The sequence below is a fragment of the Flavobacterium ginsenosidimutans genome, assembly GCF_037478105.1.
Taxonomy (GTDB): domain Bacteria; phylum Bacteroidota; class Bacteroidia; order Flavobacteriales; family Flavobacteriaceae; genus Flavobacterium; species Flavobacterium ginsenosidimutans.
Window position 1 is genome coordinate 5325912 of record NZ_CP147988.1, and the last position, 12688, is coordinate 5338599.

Sequence of the window (12688 nt, forward strand, 5' to 3'; positions counted from 1 at the left end):
ATTGGAAAATTATTTTAATTTTAGTATCTAGAAATTATCCTTTTTGTTCTTGCTAAAAGCGCAATTAAACATATTAACAAATAATTAACACAACATTTGTATATACAACTATTAAAAGTTCTACATTTGTATATACAAATTATACACTTACGACTATGACAATTGAAGAAGTTATTAAGAGTACGGTTAAGATGGATAATGCGAAAAAAGTTATTCTGAATATCATGTACACGCAGAATGTGATTCAGGATCATTTCAACGAGTTAATCAAACCGTATGATTTGTCTGGAGAACAATATAATGTGTTACGTATATTAAGAGGACAAAAAGGAAAGCCTGCTAATATGTGCGTGATACAAGAGCGAATGCTTGCCAAAACAAGCAACACAACGCGATTGGTAGACAAATTATTATTAAAGGATTTTGTAACCCGAAATGTCTGTCCAGATAATCGTCGAAAAATTGAAGTTTCGATTACTCAAAAAGGATTGGATGTTTTAAAAGAATTAGATCCGAAAGTAGATGAGCATGAGCAGACATTTGCAAACAATTTAAAACCAGAAGAATTAGTTTTCTTAAATCAATTATTAGAAAAATATAGAACCAACAAATAAAATAATAAATACTATGAGCAATTTCTTAGAAAATCAAAATTGGAGATACGCAACTAAACAGTTTGATGCTTCAAAAAAGATATCAGATGCTGATTTAAATACACTAAAAGAGGCCGTTAGATTAAGTGCTTCTTCATACGGATTACAACCTTATAAAGTAGTTATTGTTGAAAATCCAGAATTAAGAGAAAAATTAAAAGGCGCAGCTTGGGGACAAACTCAAATTACAGACGCTTCTCACCTATTCATTTTTGCAAATGATTTAAACCTTGATGCAGGTTCTGTAGACAAATACATCAACAATATTAGCGAAGTAAGAGGTGTTCCTGCAGAAGCTTTAGGCGGATTTAGCGACATGATGAAAAATGTAATCGCTAATTTATCAGAAGATGCAAAACATATCTGGACAGCAAAACAAACTTATTTAGCTTTAGGAAACTTACTTAATGCAGCTGCTGAATTAAAAATTGATGCAACTCCAATGGAAGGTTTCAATGCAGCTCAATTCAACGAAATTTTAGGTTTTGACAAATTAGGTTTAAATGCTTCAGTAATCGCAACTGTTGGTTACAGACATGATGACGACAAATCTCAACACCAGAAAAAAGTTAGAAAATCACACGAAGAATTATTTATCACTCTATAATTATTTATTAATCAAATTCAAATTTTAATTTTAACAACATGAAAAATTTAAAAACAATTGCAATAGCATTATTCGTAGCAGCAGCTGGAATTTCAGTAAACGCTCAAACTAAAAAAATCGACGTAAAAGCATCTACTATTAAATGGGTAGGTAAAAAAGTAACTGGAGAGCACTCTGGAACTGTAAATTTCAAAGACGGTGCAGTAGTTTTCAAAGGAAAAAAATTAGTTGGTGGTAGCTTCACAGTTGACATGACTTCATTAACTTCTACAGATTTAACTGGAGAATACCAAGGAAAATTAAACGGTCACTTAAAAGCTGACGATTTCTTCGGAACTGACAAATTCCCAACTTCAAAATTAGTTTTCAAAACTATCGGTGCAAAATCTACTGACGTTTACACTGTAACTGCAGATTTAACTATTAAAGGAATCACTAAACCTGTAACTTTTGATATCACTGTAAATGGAAACACTGCTACAACTGCTTTCAAAGTTGACAGAACTAAATACGATATTAAATACGGTTCAGGTAGTTTCTTCGAAGGTTTAGGAGACAAAACTATCAGCGACGAATTTGAATTAGCTGTAGCTTTAAAATTCTAATATTTCAAGCTTACTAGTTCATAAATATCTCAAACCCCAGCAGTTCAAACTGTTGGGGTTTATTTTTTTTTAAAACTTTTCATAACCTTAACGTTCTTAATAGTATAATAACGCTTTCGTAATAAGTATCAGAGCTTTGATTAACATACGGCTTCTAATTTTGGGACAATTAAAAAAATCAAAAACTAGAAATTAAAATTATAGTTATGAAAACAAAATTACGTATTGCATGTATAAGTCTAATTGCCAGCTTTTTCGTACAAGCTCAACAACAGCCAAAAGGAATAATAGGAACTTCAAATTGGATGAATAACTGGACGAGCTTTAAGCCTGCTACTAATGACTATGGCGAAGCAACCAATATAATTGCCGGAACAATTGATAAAGATATGCGATTAGTAAAACGTAATGTTTATCATTTAGTTGGTGTTGTGTACGTTACAAATAATGCAACTTTAACGATCGAGCCAGGAACTGTAATACGAGGTGATGATAAAACCTGCGGAACTCTTGTAATCACAAATGGTTCAAAAATTGTAGCAGAAGGATTAGAAACTGATCCAATTATTTTTACTTCAGAAAACGAAATAAACAACAGAAAACCAGGCGACTGGGGTGGAATTATTGTTTTAGGAAAAGCTCCAATAAACACTTTAGGAGGTATTCACACTTTACCTTTCGATTTAGATCCAAACTTAAATCATTACGGAGGTCAGGATCCTGAAGATAATTCAGGAATTCTAAAATATGTTCGAATCGAGTATGCTGGAAGAAAATTAAGTGCTTCTAAAGAACTTAATGGCCTTTCTCTTGCTGGTGTTGGAAGAAAAACAATTGTAAGCAATGTCCAAATTAGCTTTTCTAATGATGATTCTTTCGAATGTTATGGTGGAGATTTGAATTTGACTAATTTGATTTCATTTAGAACAACAGATGATGATTTTGATTTCACGCAAGGTGCTCAAATTAACATCAGTAATAGTATTGCAATTCGCCACCCATTTTCTTCAGATATTTCGGGTTCAAGATGTTTTGAGGTAGACTCTTACGAAAAAGTTGCCAACACAGACATGACTAAAAAGATGACCAAAATCAATGCAAGCAATATTACTTTGGTTAATCTAGAAGAAAACAATCAAGGTTTGGTAAGAGAATCTGCTTATATTAGAGAAAATACTTTTTTTAATCTAACAAATAGTGTCGTTTCTGGATTTGCTCCTTTTGTTTTATTGGAAGGAAATATTGGAAATGGAGAAGCTAATTTGTCAAAAATTAGTTTTAAAAATGTTATCGCAAACAATTGTACTGGTGAAATCGAAAGCGAATCTGGAAGTAATATTCCTGGTATAAAAAGTTATTATGGTAACCCAGCTTATGGAATAGAATATACTAAACTGAAACTTATTGAATTATTTGCGCTTCCAAACATCAAAGGAAATCCAGATTTTAGATTAAGCGTAAATAACACGGTAGCAAGTGGAAACTAAAGAGTTATTGAAGTAAATTCAAATAAAATTTAACAAATTTTACAGATTCGAAAAGTTTTTTTTCAAATTTTATATACTTCAATTCAAATTACATTTATATCTTTGTCACAACAAAAACAGATATGAGAACAATATTAAACAATACTTGGTGGTGGAACAATTTACGTCAAACGTCGTGAACAAAGCTTCCTATGGTATTGTAAAAACTATAAATTAAAAAGGCTTGTCATCACGACAAGCCTTTTTTTTTGGTCCAATTTTAAACGAAAAAACAACTAACGAATTAAAAACTATATATTTTGAAACCTTTTATTCTTAATACACATTACAAACAAATTCTGGCAGACACAGTTACGCCAGTGAGTATTTATTTCAAAATCAGAGATAAATTCCCAAATAGTTTATTACTAGAAAGTAGTGATTATCATGGAAATGACAACAGTTTCTCTTACATCTGCTGCAATCCAATTGCTACTATTAAAATTGAAAATGAAGTTATCTCTAAAACTTTTCCAGATGGAACTTCAGAAAAAATCAATATCGATTCTTCGACAAATATTCCTCGGGTAATTCAGGAATTTTCAAGCCAATTCAAATCAGAAAAAAACGATTTTAAATTCATCAATAACGGTTTATTCGGATACATTTCTTATGATGCAGTTCGTTATTTCGAAAAAGTTTCAATTGCTAAAAAAGACAACGCAACTTCGATTCCAGATGTTTTTTATGCTGTTTATCAAAACATTATTGCAATTAATCATTTTAAAAACGAAGCTTATATTTTCTGCCACAGTCTTGACGGAAAAAATAATATTTCAGAAATAGAGCAATTATTGCAATCTAGAAATATAGCTTCTTATAAATTTTCTAAAGAAGGCGAAGGTTTCTCTAATTTAACCGATGAGGAATTTAAAGCAAATGTGGCTTTAGCCAAAAAACATTGTTACCGTGGAGATGTTTTCCAATTGGTTCTTTCTCGCCGATTTACTCAAGGTTTCAAAGGAGACGAATTCAATGTTTATAGAGCTTTAAGAAGCATCAACCCTTCTCCATATTTATTCTTTTTTGATTATGGAGATTTCAAAATATTTGGTTCTTCGCCAGAAGCACAAATTATCGTAAAAGATAGAAAAGCTGAAATTCATCCAATTGCGGGAACTTTCAAAAGAACTGGAAATGACGAACGTGATGCGCTTTTAGCTAAAGAACTTTCTGAAGACAAAAAAGAAAACAGTGAACACGTTATGCTTGTTGATTTGGCAAGAAACGATTTAAGCCGAAATGGTCACGATGTTAATGTAGAAAAATATAGAGAAGTTCAGTTTTTCTCTCACGTAATCCACTTAGTTTCAAAAGTTACCGGACATTTACACGAAAAAGCAACTACGATGCAAGTTGTAGCAGATACTTTCCCAGCAGGAACTTTGAGTGGTGCACCAAAACATAGAGCAATGCAATTAATTGAAGATTGCGAAAAAACAAATCGTAATTTTTATGGAGGCGCAATTGGAGTTATGGATTTTGATGGAAACTTTAATCACGCGATTATGATTCGAACTTTCCTTTCTAAAAATCACCAATTGCACTGTCAAGCAGGAGCTGGAATTGTAGCAAGTTCTGACGAAGAAAGCGAAATGCAAGAGGTTTACAATAAGTTAAGAGCTTTGAATACAGCGCTAGAAATGGCAGAACAAATTTAGTTTCAAGTTGTTTTTGTTTCACGTTTCAAGTTGTTGGAACGTGAAACTTGAAACGTGAAACCTTAAGCAATTAAAAAACAAACCATAAAAACAACCACAAAATATGAAAAAAGCAATATCAATTTTAGTTTTAATCATTATTATGACTTCTTGTAATTCAGAGAAAAAGCAGAATCCGATTGAAGGAACCTGGCGTCTTATATCAGCTGAAACCATTGAGAAAGATTCGACCTTTTCAACTTTCAATAGAAAAACAAAAATGATTAAAATTATAAACGATACACACTTTGCTTTTTTTAATCATGATTTAAAAAACGGAAAAGATTCAACAACAGCATTGTTCTTTGGCGGAGGCGGAAAATATACTTTGAAAGACAGTATTTACACAGAAAATTTAGAGTATTTCAACAACCGCGATTGGGAAGAGAACAAATTTGAATTTGTAGTGAAAGTTCAAAACGACACTTTAATTCAAAAAGGAATAGAAAAAGTAGAAAAATTAGGAATAGATCGAATTATTATTGAAAAATACGTTCGAGAGAAATAATAAAAAATTAGTTGCCAGTCTCAGTCTCAGTTTTCAGTAAAGACTTAAAGCCTTAGAATCTTAGCAACTTAGCACCTTAAAAAAATGAAAAAGATTTTAGTTATAGACAATTACGATAGTTTCACTTACAATTTAGTGCACTATCTAGAAGATTTAAACTGCGAAGTTACTGTTTACAGAAACGACGAATTTGATATTGATGAAATTGCATCTTTCGAGAAAATTTTACTTTCGCCAGGACCAGGAATTCCAGATGAAGCAGGTTTATTAAAAGCAGTAATCGAAAAATACAGCCCAACGAAAAGTATTCTTGGAGTTTGTTTAGGACAACAAGCAATTGGAGAAGTTTTTGGAGGAACGCTTTCAAACCTTGATAAAGTCTATCACGGCGTTGCAACAAATGTAAAAACAGTAGTTTCGGATGAAATTTTGTTTGAAGGTTTAGGAAACGAATTTGAAGTTGGAAGATACCATTCTTGGGTTGTAGACAGTAATTTACCAGAAGATTTAGAAGCAACTTCTGTTGACGAAAATGGTCAAATTATGTCTTTAAGACACAAAAGTTATGATGTGAGAGGCGTTCAGTTCCACCCCGAAAGTGTATTAACACCAAATGGCAAAAGGATTTTAGAGAATTGGATTAAAAGTTAATTTTTAGTCGCAGTCTCAGTTTTCAGTCACAGAAAACATGAAACAAAAAACTTAGAATCTCAGCATCTTAGAACCTTAGCAACTTTAAAAATAAATGAAAACTATATTAAACAAATTAATCAACCACGAAGTTCTTACTAAAGAAGAAGCAAAAAACGTATTGATTAATATTTCAAGCGGTCAATATAATCCAAGTCAGATTTCGGCATTTTTGACTGTTTTTATGATGCGAAGCATTACTATTGATGAACTTTCTGGCTTTCGCGAAGCTTTGTTAGAATTATGTATTCGAGTTGATTTATCAGCTTACAATACGATCGATTTATGCGGAACTGGCGGTGACGGAAAGGACACTTTCAACATTTCGACTTTAGCTTCTTTTGTATCTGCTGGAGCAGGAATAAAAGTGGCAAAACATGGAAATTACGGGGTTTCATCCATTTCTGGATCAAGCAACGTAATGGAGAAAATGGGAATTAAATTCAGCAACGATCCTTCATTTTTAGAAAAATGTATCGATCAAGCTGGAATCTGCGTTTTGCACGCTCCCCTATTTCACCCAGCAATGAAAAATGTTGGACCAATTAGAAAAGAATTGGCAGTAAAAACATTCTTTAATATGTTGGGACCAATGGTTAATCCAGCATTTCCACAAAATCAATTGGTTGGAGTTTTCAACTTAGAACTGGCGAGAATGTATGCGTATTTATATCAAAATACCGATACCAATTTCACGATCTTACATTCACTTGACGGATATGATGAAATTTCGTTAACTGGACCAACCAAAACGATTTCTAATCACATGGAAGGAATGCTGAATCCAGAAGATTTTGGCGTTCGTCTTTTATCTCAAACAGAAATTGAAGGTGGAAAAACAATTGAAGAATCTGCTGAAATTTTTACGAATATCATTTCTGGAAGAGGAAACGAAGCTCAAAATAATGTGGTTTGTGCCAATGCTGCAATGGCAATTTCAACCGTTACAAAATGTTCTCCAAAAGAAGGTTTTGAATTAGCAAAAGAAAGCTTGCTATCTGGAAAAGGATTAAAAGCTTTACAAAAATTACAACAATTATCACTTTAAAAAAAGCTTAGTATCTCAGTATCTTAGAATCTTAGCACCTTAAAAAAATGAACATTTTAGATAAAATAATAATAGACAAAAAAAGAGAAGTGATTTTGAAGAAATCGATTATTCCGGTTTCTCAGTTGGAAGCTTCTGTATTTTTTGGAAAACAGACCATTTCTCTTAGTCAGAAATTAAAAGAAAGTAATTCTGGAATTATTGCAGAACACAAACGCCGTTCACCTTCAAAATCAATCATCAACAATAATTTTACAGTTGAAGAAGTAGTAAAAGGTTACGAAAATGCAGGTGCTTGCGGAATCTCTGTTTTAACCGATGGAAAATATTTCGGCGGATCTTTAGACGATTTACTTTTAGCAAGAGCTTCAGTAAATATTCCGCTTTTACGAAAAGAATTTATTGTAGACGAATATCAAATTTTAGAAGCAAAAGCTCACGGAGCCGATTTAATTTTATTAATCGCAGCCGTTTTAACGCGTGAAGAAATCAAATCATTATCTCAATTTGCTAAAAATTTAGGCTTAGAAGTTTTACTGGAAGTTCACAATCAAGAAGAATTAGAAAAATCTATTATGCCGACTTTAGACATGATTGGTGTAAACAACAGAAACCTAAAAACATTCGAAGTAAGTTTAGATTTCAGTAAAGAATTGGCATCTCAAATTCCGAATGATTTTGTAAAAGTTTCTGAAAGCGGTATTTCATCAATTGAAGCCATTCAAGAACTTAAACCTTACGGATACAAAGGTTTCCTAATTGGAGAAAACTTCATGAAAACTGATAACGCAGGAAAAGCGGCGATTGACTTTATAAGTCAGCTGTAAGCCGTAAGCTATAGGCAATAAGCTTTTAGCAAAAGTTAAATAAAAAAATCAGCACAAAGCAAAGAGCTTAAAGCTTATTGCCTACTGCTTAAAGCATCAAAAAAAATGAAACTCAAAATATGCGGCATGAAATACCCAGAAAATATCCTCGAAGTAGGCGCGCTCCTACCCGATTATATGGGATTTATTTTCTGGGAAAAGTCTGCTAGATATTGCAATGGGAATGTTCCCGAATTGATAAAAACAATCAAAAAAGTAGGCGTTTTTGTCAATCAAAGTCAGGAAGAAATTCTAGAAAAAGTAGAAAAATACAATTTACAAGCAGTTCAATTACACGGAGAAGAATCTGTTGAATTTTGTTCAGCATTAAAAGAAAAACTTCCAAAGAAAATTGAAATTATCAAAGTCTTTTCGGCCGATGAAAATTTTGATTTTGAAATTATAAAACCTTTTGAAAATGTCTGCGATTATTTTCTGTTTGACACAAAAGGAAAACTTCCAGGCGGAAACGGAACAACTTTCGACTGGAGCATATTAAAAAAATACAATTCGAAAAAGCCTTTCTTTTTGAGCGGCGGTATTGGAATGAATGAATTAAAAGCGATTGAAGAAATTTCAAAAACCAAATTACCGATTTACGCTGTTGATGTAAATAGTAAATTTGAAATCGAACCAGGGCTTAAAAATAAAAATCTATTAAGCAATTTCAAGCGAAAATTTGATGTTGCCAACTTTTAAAATTTAAACAAAATGAGTTTTAACGTTAACGAAAAAGGATATTACGGAGAATTTGGCGGTGCTTATATTCCAGAAATGTTATATCCAAATGTAGAAGAACTACGTCAGAAGTATTTAAGCATAATGGATGAACCTGATTTTAAAGCAGAGTTCAACCAATTGCTGAAAGATTACGTTGGACGCCCTAGTCCGTTGTATTTTGCAAAACGTTTATCTGAGAAATACAATACCAAAGTTTATCTAAAAAGAGAAGACTTAAACCATACTGGAGCACACAAAGTTAACAACACAATTGGACAAATCTTACTTGCAAAACGTTTAGGTAAAAAAAGAATTATTGCCGAAACTGGAGCTGGCCAACACGGTGTAGCAACCGCAACAGTTTGTGCTTTAATGGGAATTGAATGCATCGTTTACATGGGTGAAATCGACATCGCGCGTCAGGCACCAAACGTGGCACGTATGAAAATGTTAGGCGCAGAAGTTCGTCCGGCACTTTCGGGTTCAAGAACTTTAAAAGATGCTACAAATGAGGCAATTCGTGATTGGATTAATAACCCAGTTGACACACATTATATAATCGGATCTGCAATTGGGCCACATCCTTACCCAGATATGGTGACACGTTTCCAAAGCATTATTTCTGAGGAAATCAAATGGCAGTTAAAAGAAAAAGAAGGTCGTGAGAATCCTGATTATGTAGTAGCTTGTATTGGCGGAGGAAGTAATGCCGCTGGAACTTATTATCACTTTTTGCACGAACCAGAAGTTGGAATTATCGCGGTTGAAGCTGCTGGAAAAGGTGTTGACAGTGGACACAGCGCTGCAACTAGTAAACTAGGAAAAGTTGGTGTTATTCATGGTTGTAAAACACTTTTAATGCAAACCCCAGACGGACAAATTACAGAACCTTATTCTATTTCTGCAGGTTTGGATTATCCTGGAGTTGGGCCTTTACACGCGCATTTAGCTCAAACTGGACGTGGAGAATTTTTCTCTGTAACCGATGATGATGCTATGAACGCTGGTCTTCAATTAACAAAATTAGAAGGAATTATTCCAGCAATTGAAAGTGCACACGCTTTTGCGGTTCTGGATCAGAAGAAATTTAAGCCCACAGATGTTGTAGTAATCAGTCTTTCTGGACGTGGAGATAAAGATTTAGATAATTATATTGAATATTTTAAATTGTAATAAAAGTTATACTTTTGGATAATTTACTTTAATGAATTAAGTTTTTATTCAAAATAACCAAATAACGAGAAAATAGTAATTATGGAAAAGTTATTCTCATACGGAACATTACGATCAAAAGAAATTCAAAGACAAATTTTTAATAGAGTATTAACTGGTACTGCAGATCAAGTATTAGGCTATAAACTCAAAAGTTTAAAAATTGAAGAAGAGTTTGGAATGGCCGATTATGTTGTAGCAGTAGCCAGCGAAAATCCAACAGATATTATACACGGTGTAATTTTCACGATTTCTAATGCAGATTTAGCAAAAGTAGACCTGTTCGAATCTAATGCTTACAGAAGAGTTCAAGTGACATTACAGTCGGGAGAAACAGCTTGGATTTATATCGAAAATTAACATTCAAAAAATGATTTTAGCTGCGGCGCAAACAAAACCAAAACGCGGAGATATATCTGCTAATTTACTGAATCATTATCATCTTATTGATTTGGCGGCTCAAAATGGCGCCAATTTGATTGCTTTTCCAGAACTATCGATTACTGGATATGAAAGAGAAAATGCAGAAGCACTAATTTTTACAGAAGATGATTATCGAATCGATCATTTAAAAGAATTATCGGTTAGAAACAATATGGTCATTATTGCTGGAGCGCCAATTTTGATAGATTCTAAAATGTTTATTGGCGAATTTATTATAGCTCCAGATGATTCGGTTTCTATTTATACGAAACAGTTTTTGCATGAAGGAGAAGATGATTTTTTTCAATCTTCGTTGGCTCATAATCCGATGATTACTATAAAAGATCAAAATATTTCTTTTGCGATTTGCGCCGATATTGATAATCCGCTGCATCCTGAAAATGCGAAGAAAAGAGACACTGATATTTATATTGCCAGTATTTTCTTTTCACCAAATGGAATTCCGAATGCGTACAGAGATTTACAAAATTATGCTGAAAAACATAGAATGAATGTTTTGATGTCGAATTTCAGCGGAGAATCTTGGGGATCGCCTTCAGCAGGTCAAAGTGCTTTTTGGAATAACAAAGGAGAATTAGTTGCCCAAATGAATGATTCAGATTCTGGATTATTGCTTGTTGAAAAAAAAGGTGATGATTGGACGAGTAAAATTATCATTAATTAAAGTAAAAAAACACCTAACAATTTTGAAAACTTGTTGGGATAAAAAATATTAAAATGAACAGAATAACTCAAAAGTTACAAGAAGATAAAAAGATACTTTCTATTTATTTTTCTGCCGGATATCCTAATTTAAATGATACTGTGCAGATGATTCAGGATTTAGAAAAAAATGGAGTTGATTTAATCGAAATCGGACTTCCTTTTAGTGATCCTTTGGCAGATGGACCAACAATTCAGGCGAGTTCTACAACGGCGCTTCATAACGGAATGACAACTCAAATTCTTTTTGATCAGCTGAAGAACATTCGCGAAAGCGTAAAAATTCCGTTGATTATTATGGGATATTTTAATCCGATGCTACAATATGGTGTTGAAGCTTTTTGCCAAAAATGTGCTGAAATTGGAATTGACGGTTTAATTATTCCAGATCTTCCAGTAGATGTTTACGCGGAGGAATATAAAGCAATTTTCGAAAAATACGGATTAATTAATGTGTTTTTGATTACGCCACAAACTTCAGACGAGCGTATTCGTTTTATTGACAGCGTTTCAAACGGATTTATTTATATGGTAAGTTCTGCAAGTGTAACTGGATCTCAAGCTGGTTTTGGAAATACTCAGGAAACTTATTTCGAAAGAATTGCCGACATGAATTTGAAAAACCCTCAAATTATTGGTTTCGGAATTTCGAATAAAGAGACTTTCAATCAAGCAACAAAATATGCAAAAGGTGCAATTATAGGAAGTGCTTTTATTAAACATTTAAGCGAAAACGGAAGCGGAAAAATTGCTGAATTTGTTGGAGAGATTCGATAATTTGATTGAAATGAAAATTGTAAAATATTTAGTAGCAATAATTCTTCTTATTTCAATAATTTCATGTCAAAAAATTCAAACTGAAAAACTTATCGGAAGTTGGAAGATGAAGGATTTAGTAAATACGACTGGAAAAAATATCGAAGACAAAACGACTTTTACAAAGGATAGTTTATTGATTTTTGAATTAATATCTAATGGAAAAACTATTGACAAAGAAGTTGCCAATTATAATCTAAAAAACAATATAATTACTGTAAAATTTAAAGATCAAAACCCATACGCTTTCAAGATCTTAAAACTGAATAATTCAGAAATGGAATTATTAAATATCAAAGAAAAAAGAGCTTATAGATATACTAAATAAACATTCAAAGTGTAGTTTGCCATTCCGTCAAACGAGGAATCTTCGTTGCTAAATCTACAAAGATTTACATATTAATTGCGGGGCTCCTTGCGAAGATTCCTCCTTCGTCGGAATGACAAAAAAAAATACAGCTGAAATACCAAGTGTTTCAGCTTTTTTTTGCTCCAAATTATCGAAACCGTTTTATGTTAATATTATGTTAAAATAAAATTAAACAAGCGTTTAAATTAAACAACTGTTTAATTTTGCATCCGATTAGAAAC

The 12688-nt window shown here is 32.7% G+C and carries 15 protein-coding genes; all 15 read left to right on the top strand.

The features are described 5' to 3' along the window. Window positions 1–155 precede the first annotated feature (155 nt). The 15 genes from V6624_RS22760 to V6624_RS22830 all read left to right on the top strand — a co-directional run bounded on the left by V6624_RS22760 (window position 156) and on the right by V6624_RS22830 (window position 12425). Complete coding sequence (locus V6624_RS22760; RefSeq protein ID WP_198856630.1) at window positions 156–614, top strand: MarR family winged helix-turn-helix transcriptional regulator; 459 nt, start codon at window positions 156–158, stop codon at window positions 612–614. A 13-nt stretch (window positions 615–627) separates the two neighbouring features. Then, complete coding sequence (locus V6624_RS22765; protein ID WP_338840333.1) at window positions 628–1260, top strand: NAD(P)H-dependent oxidoreductase; 633 nt, start codon at window positions 628–630, stop codon at window positions 1258–1260. Window positions 1261–1298: 38 nt separating this feature from the next. Continuing rightward, window positions 1299–1865 (top strand): YceI family protein, encoded by a 567-nt coding sequence (locus V6624_RS22770; protein WP_111288902.1) that lies wholly within the window; start codon window positions 1299–1301, stop codon window positions 1863–1865. A 206-nt stretch (window positions 1866–2071) separates the two neighbouring features. Further along, window positions 2072–3352: a hypothetical protein gene (locus V6624_RS22775; protein ID WP_338840336.1), complete on the top strand. Its 1281-nt coding sequence runs from the start codon at window positions 2072–2074 to the stop codon at window positions 3350–3352. A 299-nt stretch (window positions 3353–3651) separates the two neighbouring features. Further along, a complete protein-coding gene (locus tag V6624_RS22780; RefSeq protein WP_338840337.1) occupies window positions 3652–5052 on the top strand; it encodes an anthranilate synthase component I family protein in 1401 nt (466 codons plus the stop codon). Window positions 5053–5155: 103 nt separating this feature from the next. Beyond that, window positions 5156–5599, top strand: a complete 444-nt coding sequence (locus V6624_RS22785; RefSeq protein ID WP_338840338.1) for a hypothetical protein — start codon at window positions 5156–5158, stop codon at window positions 5597–5599. Between the two features lie 84 nt (window positions 5600–5683). Continuing rightward, on the top strand, window positions 5684–6250 hold the full coding sequence (locus V6624_RS22790; protein WP_111288910.1) for an anthranilate synthase component II: 567 nt from the start codon (window positions 5684–5686) through the stop codon (window positions 6248–6250). Between the two features lie 94 nt (window positions 6251–6344). Then, complete coding sequence (trpD, locus tag V6624_RS22795) at window positions 6345–7337, top strand: anthranilate phosphoribosyltransferase (RefSeq protein WP_111288912.1); 993 nt, start codon at window positions 6345–6347, stop codon at window positions 7335–7337. Between the two features lie 47 nt (window positions 7338–7384). Then, on the top strand, window positions 7385–8164 hold the full coding sequence (trpC, locus tag V6624_RS22800; RefSeq protein ID WP_111288914.1) for an indole-3-glycerol phosphate synthase TrpC: 780 nt from the start codon (window positions 7385–7387) through the stop codon (window positions 8162–8164). Between the two features lie 126 nt (window positions 8165–8290). After that, window positions 8291–8902 (top strand): phosphoribosylanthranilate isomerase, encoded by a 612-nt coding sequence (locus tag V6624_RS22805; protein ID WP_239455708.1) that lies wholly within the window; start codon window positions 8291–8293, stop codon window positions 8900–8902. Between the two features lie 12 nt (window positions 8903–8914). Continuing rightward, window positions 8915–10096 (top strand): tryptophan synthase subunit beta, encoded by a 1182-nt coding sequence (gene trpB, locus V6624_RS22810; protein ID WP_111288918.1) that lies wholly within the window; start codon window positions 8915–8917, stop codon window positions 10094–10096. A gap of 81 nt (window positions 10097–10177) precedes the next feature. Continuing rightward, on the top strand, window positions 10178–10495 hold the full coding sequence (locus V6624_RS22815; protein WP_111288920.1) for a gamma-glutamylcyclotransferase family protein: 318 nt from the start codon (window positions 10178–10180) through the stop codon (window positions 10493–10495). Between the two features lie 10 nt (window positions 10496–10505). Further along, a complete protein-coding gene (locus V6624_RS22820; RefSeq protein WP_338840341.1) occupies window positions 10506–11243 on the top strand; it encodes a carbon-nitrogen hydrolase family protein in 738 nt (245 codons plus the stop codon). Between the two features lie 53 nt (window positions 11244–11296). Then, entirely contained in the window at window positions 11297–12058 is a 762-nt protein-coding gene (gene trpA / locus V6624_RS22825) for a tryptophan synthase subunit alpha (RefSeq protein ID WP_338840342.1), read from the top strand. Between the two features lie 10 nt (window positions 12059–12068). Continuing rightward, window positions 12069–12425 (top strand): lipocalin family protein, encoded by a 357-nt coding sequence (locus tag V6624_RS22830; protein WP_338840343.1) that lies wholly within the window; start codon window positions 12069–12071, stop codon window positions 12423–12425. Window positions 12426–12688 lie beyond the last annotated feature (263 nt).